General features: G+C 51.1%; 17 protein-coding genes. 6 read left to right on the forward strand and 11 right to left on the reverse strand.

Going from position 1 to position 18,656, the window contains the following annotated elements:
• The first annotated feature begins 181 nt into the window (after positions 1-181).
• Entirely contained in the window at positions 182-1,630 is a 1,449-nt protein-coding gene (locus QWY30_RS10840) for an MmgE/PrpD family protein (RefSeq protein ID WP_290240912.1), read from the forward strand.
• On the opposite strand, the gene QWY30_RS10845 is transcribed toward QWY30_RS10840, so the two are convergent.
• The 5 genes from QWY30_RS10845 to QWY30_RS10865 all read right to left on the reverse strand — a co-directional run bounded on the left by QWY30_RS10845 (position 1,555) and on the right by QWY30_RS10865 (position 6,381).
• A complete protein-coding gene (locus QWY30_RS10845) occupies positions 1,555-2,175 on the reverse strand; it encodes a glutathione S-transferase family protein (protein ID WP_290240915.1) in 621 nt (206 codons plus the stop codon). The two genes, QWY30_RS10840 and QWY30_RS10845, sit on opposite strands and share 76 nt — an antisense overlap.
• A gap of 70 nt (positions 2,176-2,245) precedes the next feature.
• Positions 2,246-3,106, reverse strand: a complete 861-nt coding sequence (locus QWY30_RS10850; protein WP_290240917.1) for a VOC family protein — start codon at positions 3,104-3,106, stop codon at positions 2,246-2,248.
• 26 nt (positions 3,107-3,132) lie between these two features.
• Positions 3,133-3,912: an exodeoxyribonuclease III gene (xth, locus tag QWY30_RS10855; RefSeq protein ID WP_290240919.1), complete on the reverse strand. Its 780-nt coding sequence runs from the start codon at positions 3,910-3,912 to the stop codon at positions 3,133-3,135.
• Between the two features lie 47 nt (positions 3,913-3,959).
• Complete coding sequence (alr, locus tag QWY30_RS10860; RefSeq protein ID WP_290240920.1) at positions 3,960-5,048, reverse strand: alanine racemase; 1,089 nt, start codon at positions 5,046-5,048, stop codon at positions 3,960-3,962.
• A 37-nt stretch (positions 5,049-5,085) separates the two neighbouring features.
• Positions 5,086-6,381: a D-amino acid dehydrogenase gene (locus tag QWY30_RS10865; RefSeq protein WP_290240922.1), complete on the reverse strand. Its 1,296-nt coding sequence runs from the start codon at positions 6,379-6,381 to the stop codon at positions 5,086-5,088.
• A gap of 344 nt (positions 6,382-6,725) precedes the next feature.
• Here QWY30_RS10865 and QWY30_RS10870 point away from each other — a divergent pair, with 344 nt between their 5' ends.
• Together QWY30_RS10870 and QWY30_RS10875 are read left to right on the forward strand one after the other, a co-directional pair.
• Complete coding sequence (locus tag QWY30_RS10870; RefSeq protein ID WP_028816786.1) at positions 6,726-6,929, forward strand: cold-shock protein; 204 nt, start codon at positions 6,726-6,728, stop codon at positions 6,927-6,929.
• A 91-nt stretch (positions 6,930-7,020) separates the two neighbouring features.
• Positions 7,021-7,593, forward strand: coding sequence for a nitroreductase family protein (locus QWY30_RS10875; protein WP_290240924.1), 573 nt, complete (start codon positions 7,021-7,023; stop codon positions 7,591-7,593).
• Here the strand turns inward: QWY30_RS10875 and QWY30_RS10880 are convergent.
• A complete protein-coding gene (locus QWY30_RS10880; protein ID WP_290240927.1) occupies positions 7,571-9,871 on the reverse strand; it encodes a heavy metal translocating P-type ATPase in 2,301 nt (766 codons plus the stop codon). The two genes, QWY30_RS10875 and QWY30_RS10880, sit on opposite strands and share 23 nt — an antisense overlap.
• A 51-nt stretch (positions 9,872-9,922) precedes the next feature.
• Between QWY30_RS10880 and QWY30_RS10885 the strand changes: the two genes are divergently transcribed.
• From QWY30_RS10885 to QWY30_RS10895, 3 genes are all read left to right on the forward strand, one after another.
• A complete protein-coding gene (locus QWY30_RS10885) occupies positions 9,923-10,132 on the forward strand; it encodes a heavy-metal-associated domain-containing protein (protein ID WP_353958802.1) in 210 nt (69 codons plus the stop codon).
• 176 nt (positions 10,133-10,308) lie between these two features.
• Complete coding sequence (locus QWY30_RS10890) at positions 10,309-11,046, forward strand: glutathione peroxidase (protein WP_290240928.1); 738 nt, start codon at positions 10,309-10,311, stop codon at positions 11,044-11,046.
• 40 nt (positions 11,047-11,086) lie between these two features.
• Positions 11,087-12,496, forward strand: coding sequence for a dihydrolipoyl dehydrogenase (locus tag QWY30_RS10895; RefSeq protein ID WP_290240930.1), 1,410 nt, complete (start codon positions 11,087-11,089; stop codon positions 12,494-12,496).
• A gap of 14 nt (positions 12,497-12,510) precedes the next feature.
• Here QWY30_RS10895 and QWY30_RS10900 read toward each other — a convergent pair whose 3' ends face one another.
• From QWY30_RS10900 to QWY30_RS10920, 5 genes are read right to left on the reverse strand one after another with little or no spacing between them, the layout of a single operon-like run.
• Positions 12,511-13,113, reverse strand: a complete 603-nt coding sequence (locus QWY30_RS10900; RefSeq protein ID WP_435433398.1) for an SCO family protein — start codon at positions 13,111-13,113, stop codon at positions 12,511-12,513.
• Between the two features lie 44 nt (positions 13,114-13,157).
• A complete protein-coding gene (locus QWY30_RS10905) occupies positions 13,158-15,233 on the reverse strand; it encodes a M3 family metallopeptidase (protein WP_290240932.1) in 2,076 nt (691 codons plus the stop codon).
• A 7-nt stretch (positions 15,234-15,240) separates the two neighbouring features.
• Positions 15,241-16,095 carry a bifunctional methylenetetrahydrofolate dehydrogenase/methenyltetrahydrofolate cyclohydrolase FolD gene (gene folD, locus QWY30_RS10910; RefSeq protein ID WP_290240934.1) on the reverse strand — a complete coding sequence of 285 codons (855 nt, stop codon included), beginning with the start codon at positions 16,093-16,095 and terminating at the stop codon, positions 15,241-15,243.
• Entirely contained in the window at positions 16,092-16,718 is a 627-nt protein-coding gene (locus QWY30_RS10915) for a response regulator transcription factor (RefSeq protein WP_290240936.1), read from the reverse strand. Before QWY30_RS10915 ends, folD begins: the two co-directional genes overlap by 4 nt.
• The gene (locus QWY30_RS10920; RefSeq protein WP_290240938.1) at positions 16,715-18,469 is read right to left on the reverse strand and encodes a PAS domain-containing sensor histidine kinase; all 1,755 of its coding nucleotides are present in this window, start codon (positions 18,467-18,469) and stop codon (positions 16,715-16,717) included. The genes QWY30_RS10915 and QWY30_RS10920 overlap by 4 nt, the downstream gene beginning before the upstream one ends.
• Positions 18,470-18,656: the final 187 nt, after the last annotated feature.

The raw sequence follows: 18,656 nt of genomic DNA on the forward strand, positions 1-18,656 counted from the left end.
CGCTGTTTCGCCTCGTGTTTGTTGGTCTTTTTTTTGACCTGACAAAGTATGCCTAAGAACAACTGGGAGCGCTAGTGTGATGAACGTGGGTTCCGTGTTGTGGAAATGATGATGAATACGCATCCTTCACGCTGGAATCCATGAGATAAATGTGGATATTCATTACAAAATGGAGACGTCAATGATGAGAGCGCCTAACAAAAGCGCAAGTGAAAAGATCGCTTCATTTGTGATGAGTTTTGATCCGAGTGTGATTTCGCCTTCGTTACGTCATGTCGCCGCTCGTGCGATATACGATACGCTGATTTGCGCGGTGGCGGGTGCGCGCGAACCGGCATCGGTCATTGCGCTGAAATATGCCCAGGGTCATACTTCGCCACGCATGGCAACGGCTTGGGCAACTGGCGACCGTTTGTCCGTTGAAATGGCAGCGTTGGTGAATGGGACAACAGGACACGCTCTAGATTTTGATGACGTGTCATCCCCCTTGCGCGGCCATCCTACTGTTGCGATGATTCCTGCTTTATTGGCCTTAGGCGAGAGTATTGGCGCTCAAGGTCGTGAAATCATCAATGCGTATGTGGTTGGATTTGAGGTGACCTTGCGTCTGGCTCGAGCAATGGTGGATGACCACTACGCCAAAGGCTGGCATTCCACTGCTTCAATTGCCAGTTTCGGGGCGACAGCCGCTTGCGCCTATTTGTTGAAGCTTTCGCATGATCAGATTGTCAATGCGCTGGGCGTCACCGTATCGCAAATTGCCGGAACAAGGCAAAATTTTGGCACAATGTCCAAACCCCTTCAGGCTGGACAAGCCAACGCCATCGCATTGCGAGCCGTATCTTTGGCGGAGCTTGGTTTTGATGCCTCTGCAGACGCCATGGATGGCAAGCAAGGTTATACGGCGCTGTATGCAGACGGTATCGATATACATCTTCAATTGGATAGTTTGGGTCAATTGCCGCTCGAGCTTGAGCGAAGTGGTCTTGAAATCAAGAAGTATCCACTTTGTTACGCCACTCACAGGACGATCGATGGCCTGCTCGACATTCTGAAAGAATATCCTTTGATGCTTGAGGATATTGAGAGCGTGGAGATCACGACAAATTTTCGGGCGACAGTTCCACTGATTTATCAGCATCCCCAAACAGGCCTCGAGGGAAAATTCAGTATGCAATACGCTGTGACCGCAGCACTGCTTGATGGAGAGGTGTTGCTGAGCAGCTTTGAGGATCAGGCTGTTCAGCGCCCAAGTGTTCAGGCATTTTTATCAAAAGTGAAGGTGACAGAAGGTCCACCCCCCATGTTTCCGAGATGGGCAAAAATCAGGGTTCTCCTAGGGAATGGTCAAATCATCGAACGCAGAGTCGAAAGTTTGCGAGGTAGTACTGAGCATCCTCTGAGCGACGATGCTCTGATTGAAAAAGGAGTGGATTGCTTGTCGTACGGTGGGCAAACGAATTGCGCCAGAGATTTGGCAAATAGCTGTTTCGCGATGGATCATTTGCCCGTCAGCGCCTTGATTGCAGCTCTGACGGGACGAGAGAATGCGAACTACGCAAGTGGTAGCGTCAATACATTCCTGGAAGCGGGGCGGGCGAGCATCTTGGCATACCAAGCTTCGACATAAGGACGAGACTTGGAGGGCAGATTCAGTCCAAACCAGCGATGAAGTTCGCAGGCCATGGGAATATCCGCCATCGATAGTTTGTTGCCGGCTATATATTCATTCTTGCTCAGGTGCGCTTCGAACCGGTCCAGCAAAATTTCTGTACTTGCGATTGAGGCTTCAACTTTTTTCATATCGCGCTCTGGCTCCGGAATGCGGATCAGTTGCCAAAATGCATCGCGCCCTGAGGGATTGAATATTGTTTGCTGCCAGTCCATCCAACGCTCTGCATTGAAGCGCTCTTTTAAATCAATCGGATATAAATTTCCTAAAGAGTGTTTGGCGCACAGGTATCGAACAATGACGTTGGACTCCCAAAGAATAAAGTCCCCGTCAACGAGTGTAGGAACGACTGAGTTGGGGTTCATGCCGATGTATTCGGGCGTTTTAGTCACGCCAAAGGCGCCACCCGCATCAATGCGTTCAAATTCAAGTCCCAGTTCTTGGGCAGTCCAGACGGCTTTTCGAACGTTGATGGAGGTAATGCGTCCCCAGATGCGTAGCATGTTTGTGTCCTGTTGAATGGTCGGTAAGATCGGTTCGTGAATGACGTGAATGACGTGAATGACGTGAATGTTATCGCTCTTGAATAAAGTCAATCAATGCGTTGTAAAAAGGAATCGATACGGAGATGCGGTCTTGTTGCTCGCGAAACTTGATTTCAGGAAAGCGTTTTTGAGCCATTGTCACGTACGTACTGACATGTTTGAGATTTTTTGTTTGAAATGCAAGGGCTCCAAAAAAACTTTCTCGCGTTGTCTGCTGGCAGGCAAGCTCTCCATAGCAGGTATCGTATTGAGCAGGTGTCAGGAAAACAAGCTCATAGTGTTCAGCACCGATTCGATACTCTCCATGCGCGCCTTGCGTGCAGGTTCCGCCAGATGCAGCCAGATATTTTTTTGCTTCACTTGCAGGATGCTGGGTCACGACTAAACAACCCATGGTGCGGATGACTTCGTTTGGGTGTTTTTGCCATGCTTTGCGCCATACAAGTTCAGGTGTTAAATGTTGGCAAAAATACACGCGGCCAGCCCCATAGGTGCCGGGAGAAAAACGAGTGGTTCGAAAACTGGCGAGATATGAATTTCCCTCGAGTTCGACCGGGCGCGAAAAGGCTTGTACAGGTTGAATAGGGAGTTTTTTAGCCGTCAGGTCTGCGTAGGTTTGATCTGCACTTTTCGTTTGAAACACTAAGCCATCGATTCCGATAGGACTATCCAGAACTTCCTGACGCAAGACATCTGTCTGCGTCGGTAAACCGACGATTTCCAGGTAGTCGTTGTTGAGAACGATCAAATGATTAATCGAGCCAAGTGAGTGACGGCCACGGGGAGTGAGTTGGAACCCAAGAGATTCAAAAATTGCTTGCGCGCGATCCATATCAAAGTGAACATTGATGACGGAGTGATCAAGAGGCAAGGCAAGGGCGGTTTTCATGTTTTTGAGACTTCTCATTCAAGAGGTCAGACTTTTAAGGAGGCGATGACCGGGGCGTGATCGGATGGCTGCTCGAGACCGCGTGGCCCCTTGTCAATGATGCAAGCAGTGCAATGCGGCACAAGCGACCCGGAAAGCAGAACATGATCAATACGTAACCCAGCGTTGCGTTTGAAACCGTTCATCCTGTAATCCCACCAACTGAAGGATTTAGGCGGTTGTTCGAAGAGGCGGAATGCATCGTGGAAACCGAGGTCCATCACTGCTTTCAAGGCAGCACGCTCGAGTGGAGAAACTAGAATTTGTCCTTCCCATTTAACGGGATCATGCACATCTTCGTCCGCCGGCGCGATGTTGTAGTCACCGAGTATCGAGACATACTGATGCGATGCTTTTTCCTGAGCGAGCCATTGAGTAAGCGCTCTGAACCATGAGAGCTTGTAAGCGTACTTTTCGCTGTCGACCGCTTGACCGTTTGGACAGTAGGCGCAAATCACCCGGATTGTTTGATCTCCGAATGGTAGTGTCACGGCGACAACACGTTGCTGGGGATCCTCAAAACCAGGTATGTTTCGAATAATTTGATCGCCAGGCTGACGAGAAATGACGGCAACGCCGTTGTAGGTTTTTTGACCCGTCCAGGCGGCGTGATAGCCGATCTCGGTGAAAGCTCCAAGAGGAAACTTGTCGTGATCGAGTTTGAGCTCTTGCAAACACAGTGCATCCACGGGATTGGCTTCAAGCCAGTCCAGCACTTGTTGCAGGCGAACCTTGAGAGAGTTGACGTTCCAGGTGGCGAGTTGCATGGCACAGTTTTAAATGGCGAAAAGCCGTTGTGCCAGATTCTAAACTGCTATTGGTCTGTGTAGATGCGTGGAACGCGCTTGACGTTGCACAAGAGCTCGTAAGCAATCGTGTTCGCATGGTGCGCGACTTGATTGATGTCTACCTGACGTCCCCAAAGCTCGACCTGACTCCCGATGCCAGCTTGGGGAAGGTGGGTCAAATCGACATTCAGCATGTCCATGGACACACGGCCGACAATTCTGGATGCATTGCCGTCTATCGCGACCGGCGTGCCAGTGGGTACACCGCGTGGGTAGCCATCCGCGTAGCCAATTGCGACCAGTCCAACCCGCATGGTTCGATCGGCTACAAATGTGCCGCCATAACCTAAGGCATCGCCCGGATTTAAGGTTTTGACCGCAAAAATTTCGCTCAGCAGACTCATGACTGGGGCGAGCTTTTGCTCAGGATGCTGGGCTAAGAACGAAGCGGGAAGTGGGTTCGCTCCGTACAGGAGTATTCCTGGTCTCGCCCAGTCCCGTCTGGCGTCTGGCCAGGCAAGAACACCGGCGGAGTTGCACAGGCTTCTGTCGCCGGGTAGATCTCGTGTGACCTCTTCAAAAGCTTTGACTTGTTCCTCGGTCGCGGACTCGCCTGGCTCGTCTGCCCGGGCAAAGTGCGACATCAATGTAATCGACGATACGGCAGGGACCCGGCTGAGAAGCTTATATGCTTCTTTGACATCATCCAGCCCAAAGCCAGCCCGGTGCATACCCGAATCAACCTTGAGCCAGGCGTGAGTACTTGAGGGGGGGAGTCCAGCCTTTTCGAGCATTTCGATTTGAGCGCGCTGGTGAACCGCGAACCAGATTTGATTTGCATGGGCTGCTATCAACTCATCGAGATCAAAACATCCCTCGAGCACCAAGATGGGTCGTGTGATTCCAGCTTGACGTAATTCAAGCGCCTCTGCCATAAAGGCAACGGCAAAGCCATCTGCGATATCGGAGAGTGCTCGGGCACAAAAAACCGCCCCATGACCATAGGCGTTTGCCTTGACAACAGCCAATGCGCGCCCGCCATGAAGATTGCGCGCTGTCAGGTAATTTTGGCGCAGCGCCGCCAAGTCGATCAAGGCTTTAGAAGGTCGTGTCATTCGCAGTGTCACATGTTAAGACGGATTTGTGCGGCTCCTAGGCAGGTAATGCGATGGCGCGCGCAGCAATTCCGGAGTGTGCAGCACGATAGCGACTCACCGCAAGACCTTCGGTGCTGATTTCAGGGCTCTTGCCCGTCAAGATGTCTGCAATCAGCTTTCCCGATCCACAGGCCATTGTCCAGCCAAGTGTGCCGTGCCCTGTATTGATGAACAGGTTGCGTAAGGGGGTCTCACCAATGATTGGGGTACTGTCTGGTGTCATTGGGCGAAGACCCGTCCAGAAGGATGCTTTTTTAATATCGCCGCCTGGAAATAGATCGGTGACCACTTTTTCGAGCGTGGCACGGCGTTTAGGATTGAGCCTCAGGTCAAAGCCACTGAGCTCTGCCATCCCGCCCACACGGATACGCTTGTCAAACCGCGTGACGGCAACTTTATAACTTTCATCGAGCACGGTCGACTGCGGGGCAAGGCTTTCATCAATGAGTGGAACAGTCAGTGAATAGCCTTTGACTGGATATACAGGCAAATCGATATTCAAAGGTCCAAGCAAATCACGCGAATAACTTCCGAGCGCCACCACGTATCGATCTGCGGTCAGCGTTTCGTTGTTCAGTCGAACACCCTTGATCTCGTCGCCTTCGCTGATGAGTTGCTGGATGTCTTTGCCGTATCGGAATTTGACACCAAGCGATTCGGCAAGCGTTGCAAGTCGCGTGGTAAAAAGATTGCAGTCGCCTGTTTCATCATTCGGCAGTCTCAAGCCTCCCACTAAGAGATTTGTTGAGTTCTTTAAGCCAGGTTCAACGGCAGTCAGCTCATGTTGCCTGAGCAGCTCATAAGGCACGCCGCACTCCTTTAAAACCTCGATATCGCGACTCGCCGCATCAAATTGCTCTTGAGTGCGAAATAGTTGCAAGGTCCCCGCGGTACGTTGTTCGTATTGAATCCCCGTGTCTTGTCGCAATGTGTCGAGGCAATGCCGGCTGTATTCAGCGACACGCATCATCCGCTCTTTATTGATGACATAGCGCTCAGCGGTGCATTGGCGCAACATGCTCGCCATCCACTTGAGTTGCCAGAGGCTTCCATCCAGGCGAATCGCTAGAGGTGCGTGCTCTTCGAACATCCACTTGAGGGCTTTGAGAGGAATGCCTGGCGCGGCCCACGGGGATGAGTATCCCGGGGAGACTTGGCCGGCATTCGCAAAGCTAGTTTCATTCGCCGCGCAGGGCTGACGATCCACAACCGTCACGTCTGCTCCAGCCTTTGCCAGGTAATACGCAGTAGTTGTGCCGACTACGCCGGCGCCCAAAACGACTACTTTCATGGTGAAGACCTCGTTATTCAGTGAATAAACAAAGTTTAGAGATACCTTGGTAGTGTTTTTTTTTGAATTTTTTATTAAGAATTCTATAAATCACTTTTTTTGTGGCTTTTTTGCTTGGCTGACAGAGAAAAACGACAAATTACGTATTTTGTTGCTTTGATGCCATTAATTGTTTGACTATGCGGACTTTCACACGTACACTCAACTGGCAAGATTCTCAAGCGACGCGGTTTTTGTACCTAGGCTGTCGCCCTTAATGGTAAGCAGTGGTGTCTATCCCTTCCTTGATCATCTAGCACGCTGGGCGTTTTTGCCCGTTTTTATATTTATCAAGGAAGTTCGAAATGGCAACTGGTGTCGTGAAGTGGTTCAACGCCGAAAAAGGTTATGGTTTCATTATGCCTGACGGCGGCGGCAAAGATTTGTTTGCTCACTACTCTGAAATTCGCTCGAGCGGTTACAAAACCCTCGAAGAAAACCAGAAAGTCAGCTTTGAAATTGGTCAGGGCGCAAAAGGCCCAAGCGCGACCAACATTCAAGTGCTGTAATTCTGCACTGACAGTGTCTGACTAGTCAGGCACGTGTCATAAGCCCTGTATCGCGCAAGTGGTGCAGGGTTTTTTTTTTGAGACTCAAAATATGTCCTCTGCATCCGTACAATTTCTCAAGACTCGCCGCTCTCAAAAGCTTGTCCAGGCTCCGGGACCCAGCGCAGAGCAGTTGGAGCAAATGCTCGCTGCGGCAGTGTGCGCACCTGACCATTCAGCGCTTCGTGCATGGCGTTTTGTATTGATCGAGCAAAAGCATATCGGGACGTTTGCCGACTTGGCGATTGGCGCGACCCGTCGCTCTGGTAGAGAGGTGACGGAACAGAAAGAGCAAAACACGCGCAAATGGTTATCGAGCGTTCCATTGCTGATTGGGTTGGCGTACAAGATCTCTCATGACAACGAAAAGGTTCCAGAGATTGAACAAACACTCTCTATGGGCGCAGCCGTGATGAATATTCAAAATGCTGCGCACATGATGGGATTTTCCACTTACTGGAGTACAGGTTTGGGAACCTATACGGATGAAGTGCCAGAGGCCCTCGGACTCGACACACTGGACTACCGTTTCGTCGGCTTTCTCGCAGTCGGCACTCCAACCGTTCAGTTGCCACCCGCTCAACGTCCCGATCCTGCGACGCTTACGACAACGTGGCAGCCTTGATCTGTCTAAGTCTCAGGGCATTCATCACCACAAATACGCTTGAGCAGGCCATTGCGCCTGCTGCGAATACAGGTGATAAAAGCACGCCAAAACTTGGATATAGCACGCCTGCTGCGACCGGTACGAGCGCCACGTTATAGGCGAAAGCCCAAAAAAGATTTTGATGAATATTCTTGAGGGTGCTTCGAGAAACGTTGACCGCTGTGGCGACACCCATGAGATTGTCGGACATCAGAACAACTGATGCAGCTTCGATCGCCACATCAGTGCCGGTGCCGATCGCAATACCGACATCTGCTGTTGCCAAGGCCGGCGCATCGTTGATTCCATCCCCGACAAAAGCGATGACGTGATTTTTTTCGCGTAGCGCCAGCAATTGATCGACTTTACCTTCCGGCAATACCTGCGCATGCACTTCATCGATACCGAGTTGTGACGCAACGGCTTGTGCGGTTCTGGGGTGATCGCCAGTGATCATGACGGTGTGGATCCCAAGTTTTTTGAGCGCACTGATTGCCTGAGCTGCGCTGGGCTTGATTGGATCGGATACGGCCATCATGGCGGTCAGTTTGCCATCGACTGCCAGATAAATCGGCGTTTTACCCTGAGCGGCCCAGTGCTCGGTCAGTTCATTTTGGCTTTGTGTGTCGATACCATGGGTACGCATAAAATGCTGAGCGCCTGACAACAGCGCTTTGTTCGAGACTGTTGCCGCGACCCCAGCTCCGCTTGTCGCCATAAAATCCGAAGCAGCAGGTAAGGCGAGTTTCTCTGCCGTGGCTGCCGCTACGATGGCTTGCGCAATGGGATGTTCTGAATGCAATTGCATCGCAGCGGTCCAGCCCAGCACGGTGGCACGATCGTGAAGAGGATCTAAAACCACCAGATCGGTCAAGGTCGGTTTGCCTTGTGTCAGCGTGCCAGTCTTATCAAAAGCGATGACTGTCACATCTCGCAGGCGTTGCAGTGCGTCTCCTTGTCTAAATAGCACGCCCAGTTCGGCTGCACGTCCGGTACCCACCATGATAGATGTTGGAGTGGCCAGACCCATGGCGCAAGGGCAGGCGATGATGAGCACGGCCACAGCATTGACAAGCGCATAGCTCAGGCTGGGTGCTGGACCCCAGACCAGCCAAGTGACAAATGTGAGCAGCGCGCACAACATGATTGCAGGTACAAATCGTGCGGTGACACGATCGACGACAGCCTGAATCGGTAGTTTGGCGCCTTGGGCGTTTTCTACCATTCTGATGATGCGCGCAAGCACGGTCTGCGCACCTGTATGTGTGGTGCGATATGTAAAGCTTGTCGTCGTGTTGAGTGTTCCAGCGGTGACTTTGTCGCCCAGGTGTTTGGTGACGGGAATCGGTTCACCCGTGATCATAGACTCGTTCAAATAAGGCTGACCTTCAGAAATGACGCCATCAGTCGCCACTTTTTCTCCCGGACGCACCAAAATCAAATCACCGGGTTTGACCAGATCGATCTCGACATCTGTCGGGATACCATTGACCATCACACGTGCTTGCCTGGGCTGGAGTCCAATTAAATGTTTGATGGCAGAACCCGTTCTGCCACGTGCCCGCATTTCTAACAAACGACCCAGCAAAATGAGCGTGACAATGACTGCTGCGGCTTCGAAATAAACGTGCCGGGCTCCTTCAGGAAGCCACTGTGGCATGAAAGTGGTCACCATGGAATAGAGCCAGGCACTGGACGCGCCGAGTGCGACCAGCGAATTCATATCCGGTCCGAGTCTCCACAGAGCCGGAAAACCTTTTGAAAAAAAACTTCGCCCGGGTCCTGCAAGGATCAAAGTCGTGAGAAGCGCCTGAAGCCACCAGCTACGCTGCATCCCGATCGAATCATGAATCAGCTGATGAATGAACGGGAAAAGATGCGATCCCATTTCAAGGACGAATACAGGCAAGGTCAGGGCTAAGGCCACCAGGAATGAGCGTTTGAGCGTGACCGCCTCATTTGCTTGCTCCGCGGCGAGAGCAAGCTCGGTTGCTTTGTCTCCATTGAGCACGGAGGCTTCGTAGCCTGCATCTTCGGTTGCTTTGACAAGCTGGGGAATGAGGGACTGCGTATCGGTAACAGATGGTGTAAAACTGAGAGAGGCACGGTGTGTGGCAAGATTGACGTTCGCCTGCGCCACGCCTGGTACTTTTGCCAGTGCTTTTTCAACACGCAAGACGCATGAAGCACAGGTCATTCCCTTGATCGCAAGCTCAACCTGAGGGGTTGTGTCACTGTTCAGGGTTTGTACTAACATGGCAAGTGGGGCCAGTGAGTTTGAAGGTTTACATTTTTAAGGAAAAAAATCATGACATCCTTCCAAGTAATTGATATGACATGCAATCACTGTGTTAAAGCTATTACAACCAGTGTACACAGTGTGGCACCTCAGGCGAATGTTTTATGTGATTTGGCATCGAAAACAGTGACGGTGACAGGCGAACATGATGCCAAGCGAGTGGAAACTGCAATCAAAGAGGCGGGGTACACAGCAAATCTTCAGTCTCACCCTGAATGATTCAGTGAGGATCATCCTATATTCATTGCCTAAATTTATTAGGAGATGAGTAACGTTTTTTAAAAACTATTAATAGATTTAATAAATACAATTATACATATTGATAGTTAATTATTATGATTTGCACATGTCTGATCACAACCGTGATTGAGATGAACTTTAAAAAGGAATTAGACATGTTGCAAAATCGTGAAGGTCAGCGCGTTCCCAATGTCACACTCCCGGTGCGCGTCGGAAATGAATGGAAACAGGTCACTTCGGATGATTTGTTCAAGGGAAAGACCGTTGTTGTCTTTTCACTCCCAGGCGCATTTACTCCCACGTGCTCATCCACGCACTTACCTCGTTACAACGAGTTGGCACCCACGATGGCCAAGCTAGGGGTGGATACTGTCATCTGTTTGTCAGTGAATGACAGCTTCGTCATGAATGAATGGGCACGGGATCAAGACGCCGAAAATATTGTTTTGCTTCCTGATGGAAACGCCGAGTTCACCAAAGGGATGGGAATGTTGGTCGACAAATCCAATCTTGGATTTGGTCAACGCAGCTGGCGGTATTCGATGCTTGTCAAGGACGGTGTCATCGAAAAAATGTTTATCGAGCCAGAAAAAGAAGGCGATCCATTCGAGGTCTCCGATGCAGACACGATGCTGAATTACCTGGACCCTCATGCCAAAGCGCCTGATCAGGTGGTTGTATTGACCAAAGTAGGCTGCCCCTTTTGTGTGGAAGCTAAAGCCTTACTGATTGAAAATGGCTTTGAACCGATCGAGATTCCTCTGGAAAACAAAATCCGTGGCCGTGTGATTGGCGCCATTTCAAATCAGAGAACAGTCCCGCAAATATTTATCAACGGCCAACACGTTGGTGGATTAGACGCCTTGAAAGCGCGGTTCAAAATCGCGGCTTAATCAAACATAACGTAAAACTTTCAGTCGTAAAGGAATAGACATGCAGACGCTCAAGACAGATGTCGCGATCATTGGTGCCGGTACGGCAGGTTTGGCCGCGTATCGCGCCGCCATCGCAGCTGGTAAACAAGCACTATTGGTTGAAGGGGGCGTATATGGAACCACGTGCGCCAGGGTAGGGTGTATGCCCTCCAAGTTGCTGATTGCAGCTGCGCAAGCTGCCCATGCTGCCCAGCACACGTCTGCCTTTGGCGTTCATGTCGATGGTCAAGTGCGAATCAACGGCCAAGAGGTGATGAGTCGGGTTAAGCGCGAACGGGATCGTTTCGTTGGATTTGTTTTGGAAGGTGTGGAAAACATTCCCGCAGAACATAAAATCAGAGGCTACGCGAAGTTTGTGGCTCCCGGAGTTCTAGCCGTGGATCAACATACCGAAATTCATGCGGCCACGGTCGTGATCGCAACAGGTTCGAGTCCCTCGATACCGCCATCTTTCAAAGCATTGGGCGATAGGCTGGTCGTCAATGATGACGTATTTTCCTGGGATGACTTACCCAAGCGGATCGCGGTCTTTGGTCCTGGTGTGATTGGTCTGGAACTGGGGCAGGCACTCGCAAGACTGGGGGTGACTGTACGTGTTTTCGGCATGAGTGGTTCGCTCGGCGGGATCACGGATCCTGCTGTACGTCAGATCGCGAAAAAAATCTTTCAGCAGGAGTTCTACCTTGATCCAGATGCCCGCGTGTTAGAAACCAAGCGCATCGGCGACGAGGTTGTCATTCGCTATGTCGCACTCGACAATATCGAAAAAACGGAAAGCTTTGATTATGCATTGATGGCCACGGGACGTCAGCCAAATCTCGATTCGTTGGGATTGGAGCGGGCTGGCGTGCAACGCGATCCTGGGAAAATTCCTGGTTTCAATCGAGAAACAATGCAAATCGCCAACTTGCCGATTTTCATTGCTGGAGACGTAAATGGTGATGTGCCGTTGTTACATGAAGCGGCTGATGAGGGCAAAATCGCAGGTGCGAATGCGGCGAGCTTTCCAGTTGTTGAGGCTGGTTTGCGTCGAGCTGGCTTGGCAGTCGTATTTTCTGATCCACAGATCGCGCTGATCGGAAAGCCTTACAGCAAACTCACTCCTGGTTCTTTTGTGACAGGCGAAGTTGACTTCACTGGACAAGGGCGTTCTAGAGTGATGCTCAAGAACAAAGGGCTATTGCATGTGTATGCCGATCAAGCCACGCGAAGATTCTTGGGTGCGGAAATGATAGGTCCAAGCGCCGAACATCTGGGTCATTTGCTAGCGTGGTCACTGCAGCAGTCTCTCACCATCGATCGTATGCTTGAGATGCCTTTCTATCATCCTGTCATAGAGGAAGGCTTGAGAACTGCGTTACGCGATGCTAGCCACAAACTTGATCAGGTAAAAAGCGCTGCCGCTTGATCGAGACATTATGTTTAGGATTGATTGGCACGCGTGAGTTCAAGAAGCTGACGTAGGTCCTGAGTCACGACGTCAACTTTCTCTGTATCAGGCGCCAATAGTCGTGCGCGTCCATTTTTGTCGAAAATAAAGACGCCACGACTGTGCGTGACATCATAGATATTTTTATCATCACCCGGCTTTGGCTTTTCAATTTGATAGGCCACACGGTATCGACGGGCAAGATCGGCCACCTGCTTTTCATTACCGGTCAAACCGATCGCTTGCTTGTTGAAGGCATTGACGTAGGCTTGCAAAACATCTGGCGTATCTCGATGAGGATCGACACTCACGAAAAGGATTCGTACGTTTTTTGCATCATCTCCCAACCTTTCAAGAACTTCGGTCAGCTGAGCCATTGTGGTGGGGCATATGTCAGGACAACTGGCATAACCAAAAAACATCAAGACAGTTTTGTCTTTGAGGTCGTTTTGGGTGATGACTTTGTTTCCTTCACCTTGTAACGAAAACTTTAAGTCTGGTAAATGACCAGATACATCATACAGAGACCATTTTTGAGTCGGATCTGAACAGGCTGTCAACAGCACAAGACCCAACGCCACGGCACCCATGCCCATGCGTTTGAATAATGTGCAAAGATGCCGACTAAAGAGGTGAAACATTATCGTGTTGCCTCTTCAAGCATTCCGCTGTGTCTCAGCAGTGCATCCATCTTGGGTGGTCGTCCTCTGAATGCGCTGAAAGACTCCGCCGCGGGGCGGGTTCCGCCTACCGCCAACACTTCACGACGAAATCTCATTCCTGTCTCAGGATCAAGAGTACCCAGGTTCGAGGCTGCCTGATGAGCGGAGGCCGCGCTGCGTGCCGCGGCTTCTTCAAATGCTTCGAAGGCGTCCGCAGAGAGTACTTCCGCCCATTTGTAGCTGTAATAACCCGCCCCATAGCCACCCGCGAACAAGTGGGAAAAACTATGCGGAAACCGATGCCAGCTGGGTGGACGAACGACTGCAACCTCTTCACGGACCTGATCGAGTTGGGTCAAGACTTCGGCAATCGAAAGTCCTTGAACCCGGTTGTGCAATTGAATGTCAAAAAGAGAAAACTCGATTTGACGAACTGTTTGCATACCGCTTTGAAAGTTACGGGCGGCCTTCATGCGATCGTAGAGCTCTCTGGGTAGAGGTTCTTGTGTATCGATATGTGCCGTGAGGCGTTGTAATACTTGCCATTCCCAGCAAAAGTTTTCCATGAACTGAGAGGGAAGCTCAATGGCATCCCACTCGACCGCAGCAAATGCTGAAACGCCAGGTTCATCAACCTCGGACAGCAAAGCATGCAAAGCATGACCACTTTCGTGAAACAACGTAATCACATCGTCATGCGTAAGCAAAGCAGGGCGCTCACCCTGAGGACGCGCAAAGTTGCACGTCAGGTAGATCACCGGTGTCTGTACGGTGGAAAGACGTTTACGACGACTACGTTCGCTGTCGACCCATGCGCCACCTTGCTTGCCTGAGCGCGCATACAAGTCCAGAATCAGATAGCCTAAAACTTCACCAGAGTGATTTTCAACCGTCGCGGCACGCACATCCTCATGCCATCCGTTAATTTTGTATGGAGTGAGTCGCACACCGAAGAGAGTCTCAACGACTTCGAACAAACCGCTCAACACTCGAGGTTCTGTGAAGTACTGTTTGACCTCGTCTTCAGAGTAGGCATAGCGGACTTCACGCAGACGTTCTGATGCATATGGAATATCCCAGGGATGCAGTTCCGATAGGCCTAGTTCATTTTTTGCAAACTCTTTGAGCTCGGTTAAGTCTCTTTCAGCGAAAGGTTTTGCACGCTTGGCGAGTTGCCGTAAAAAATCTAAAACCTCCTCTGCACTGTCAGCCATTCTTGTTTGAAGGCGCAGGTCTGCAAAGTGTTGAAAGCCAAGCAGTTGAGATTCTTCTGCGCGCAAGGCCAAAGATTCTTCGATCAGGGGAGAGTTATCCAGAGTGTGATCACCCTGATCTGAAGCTCGCGTCGCGTAAGCGTGGTAGATCGTGCGACGAAGCTCACGATCATGTGCATATTGAATCACAGGCAAGTAACACGGCATCTTGAGATTAAGAATCCATCGCTCGGCGCTGGGGTCCTTGATCGATGCAAGGGTGTCTTCGGGAATGCCATCAAGACGATGAATATCTTCGATGACGAGAGACCAACGATCAGTTGCGTCGAGAACGTTCTCGGAGAATTTCTGAGAAACTTGGGATTGTCTGTCCGAGTTGGCTGCGTACCGTTCTCTAGCCTCTCCCTGAAGTTCGACACCACTGAGCTTGAAGTCGCGCAGTGCAAGTTCGATCACGCGACGGCGGGATGGCGACAAAGTCGGGAATTCAGCTGATTGACGCAGACGCTGATACTGTTTGTAAAGGCCTTCGTGCAGTCCAACCCAAGTTGAAAATTCACTGATTGGACCGAGCATCTTGTTATAGACATCTCGTAATTCAGGGGTATTGACTACGGCATTCAGATGTCCCGCGATCGACCAAGCGCGCCACAGAGGCTCTGAAGCGTCATCTAAAGGCATCACCACTGCGTCCCAAGTCGGCGCCAAAGCTGGATTGGCCGCAGCATCGATGGCTGCGCGCGCTTTGGCGAGTAATTGTTCGATGGCCTCACTCACATGACTCGGGGTGATGGATGCGTAATCGACCAATGTATCCATTGGAACGAGAAGAGGATTCATGTCTAGCCTACCTTTGTTGAGTGCGTTCAGCTGCTTCGATCGTGTTGACCAAGAGCATTGCAATCGTCATGGGACCGACCCCGCCAGGTACCGGGGTGATTGCCCCGGCGACCTGTTTGACGCTCTCGAAATCAACATCGCCGCAAAGCTTGCCATCGGCTCCACGATTGATGCCCACATCGATCACGATGGCGCCAGGCTTAACCATGCTTGCATCAATCATTTTAGGCTTGCCGGTTGCTACAACAAGAATATCCGCGTGACGAGTATGCCAACTTAAGTCTTTTGTTTTTGAGTTGCAAATAGTGACGGTGGCACCCGCACTCTGTAACAGCATCGCCATGGGTTTACCAACAATATTGCTCGCGCCGATCACCACGGCAACCGCCCCTCTGAGTTGAACTTGCTCAGATTCGAGCATTTTCATGACACCGTAGGGTGTGCAGGGGATGAAAAGTGGCTTGCCTGTCATCAGTAAACCAGCATTGCTGATGTGAAACCCATCCACGTCTTTTTGGGCTGCAATCGTTTCGATCACAAGGTGGGAGTCGATGTGTGCAGGTAAAGGAAGTTGAACCAAGATGCCATGAATAGAAGGGTCTTCGTTCAGCGCTCGCACGCGCGCAAGCAGCGCCTCCTGAGTCAACTCTGCGCCGTATTGCTCCAGCACAGAATGAAATCCTGCTTTTTCGCAGGCGGCGACTTTGTTTCGAACATAGACTTGCGAAGCAGGATCACTCCCCACCAAAATCACTGCCAGGCCCGGCTGAATACCTGAGGTGGCTAATTTTGCGGCGCGCTGGGCCACATCTTCTCGGATCGTGGCGGAAAGTTTGACACCATCAATGACACGAGCCGTCATACTGAGATCTCGGGCTTTGATAGAGCAACTTTCATCAAATCTGCAACAGTGGTGACTTGAAGTTTTTCCATGATGTTCGCACGATGTGCTTCAACGGTTTTAATGCTGATACCTAAATCGTCAGCAATCTGTTTGTTGAGTCGTCCCGCGACAATGCGTTCGAGTACCTGCTGTTCGCGTGCAGTCAGTCGGGCAAGCATCGCTTCGTGCTCTCTCTGAGCTTGAGCTTGCGACAGACGCTCATTGGCCTGTTCGAACATTCTTCCGACAATTTCACGCAGATCAGTCTCGTCGAATGGTTTTTCCAGAAAATCGATCGCACCCTTTTTAATCGTGGAAACGGCCATGGGTACATCACCGTGCCCTGTAATGAAGACGATGGGCATGGAAGACTTGCGCGCAATCAGTTGTTCTTGAAGTTCAAGTCCGCTCATACCAGGCATACGCACGTCAACAATCAGCACGCCAGGGCGCTGTTCATCGTATTCGGCCAGAAAACTCTCGCCGCTTGGAAATGCGCGTACACGATAATTGTTCGCTTCGAGTAGCCAGCGCAAGGAGTCCCGAACAGCTTCATCATCATCGACGATGTATACGGTGCTGGCGGTTTGGGGTGCATTCATGTGGGTAACTCCTCGGACTGAAGTTGCTGATGCGACTCAAGGTTTGAGACGCAGGGCAGTGTAAAGCGAAAGGTTGTTCCGCCTTCTGGATTACTGACCGCCCAAAGGCGACCGTGATGGGATTCGATAATAGTGCGGCAAATATTCAAGCCCATGCCTAAACCCTCTGACTTGGTGCTGAAAAATGGTTCGAACAAACGTTCAGGATCTGATAGGCCGTGACCGCGATCCGTGACCGCAACTTCGATTTGGTTGTCATGCAGCGCAACCGAGACCACGAGTGTCTCCACGGCACTTTGCTCCATCGATTCCAGGCCGTTTTTGAGCAGGTTCAACAATACCTGCTCGATCAGTATCGGATCCGCAAAAACATCTGGCAAATGTTCAGGCACATTGTGACTGATCGCGACCTGACGTTTTCGCGAGTGTATTTCAGCAAGACTGATGGCATTGTCAACCACAGTCTGGATCTGGATCGCTTGTCGACGAGGTTCGCTGCGTTTAACGAAATCTCTAATACGGCTGATGATTTTACCCGCACGCTGCGCCTGAGCGGCGGCTTTCTCAAGCGCAGGCAAAAGTGCGTCCATATTTGTATTGCCCGATTTCACCATGGCGACTGCACCCATGCTGTAGTTGGCGATGGCCGTCAAAGGTTGATTCAGTTCATGGGCAAGTGACGAGGCCATTTCGCCCATCGTGGTCAGTCGACTGGTGAGTTGAATTTTCTCTTGCTGTATGCGGGATGCCTCTTCGTGTTGCCTGCGTTCTGTAATGTCGCGGGCCACCTGAAGTCTCACGCGTCGGCCGTCCGTCCAGGCCAGCATGCGGTGCTGCACTTCGAACCATCGTTGCACAGAGGCGGAAAAAATTTCGACTGACTCGTCTGTATAACGACCACGACGGCCTGCCAGCAACTCATCATGACCATTCGTTTGTGCACCGAACAGGCGCCGGTAAGTTCGATTGGCGAACAGCAACTCAAGCCCCTCGTTCGTATCCGCCGTGACAGAAATGGCATCATCCAGCCCCTCAAGCACGGTCATAAAGCGTTCGTGCGCCGCAGTCAAAGCCTCGCGGATTCGTTTGGGCTCGGTAATGTCGGTCATCGAGGTCATCCAGCCAATCTGGTTTCCTTGAGGATCGAGGAGGGGTGAAACATACATGCGAGCGTTGAATCGTGAGCCGTCGCGCCGCTGCGCTTCGAGCTCAAGTCCGCTGCTGGGCGCTTTGCCAGTTAAAACACTCTCCAAGGTCTGCATGTGCGTGTCATGCATACCCGGAACCCAATAGGGGAATGGAGGCATGCGACCAATCAGATCCGCTTCGTTCCAGCCAATCATCCGACAAAAAGCCGGGTTGACGTAAGCGATGCGTCCCTCGAGATCGAGTACACGCATACCGGTTGACATGGAGTTTTCCATCGCGCGCCTGAACCCGGTTTCTGCGATGAGTGCTGCCTCTGCCTCTGAGCGGTAACGTGTGTAGCGCCACAGAATCAGGAGGGCGATCACAATCACAATTGAAAGCGCGATGACAACCCAGATCAGACGATGCTGTCTCATTTCCTGGTCGATCGTGATGAACATGACGCTTCCGTCTTGGATGCGCTGGAGCCAAAAGAACGCTCCCATCACACATGCATACAGGATCAAGATCAGCATAGGCGTGAGCCAATACCAGCGTCGCCTGCGAAGGCGAGCCTGGTCCAAGAATGGCGTAGCGATGACTGACTTTGGTGGAGCGGACATATTTCACGCTAGTAGACGAATAGCGCATTTTAGTCAGGTTATGCCAGTAGTTTGGGGCTTAACATTTCATAATACGAAAATACGTACCGCCTTATGAAATTTTTGTTGCCCCAACCAAAAGTTATACCTAGAATGCGGCAAATACCCAAAAAACAGTTAGGCTCTTACTTAAAAGAACCTACGAATC

It is taken from the genome of Zwartia panacis (assembly GCF_030410395.1).
GTDB lineage: Bacteria > Pseudomonadota > Gammaproteobacteria > Burkholderiales > Burkholderiaceae_B > Zwartia > Zwartia panacis.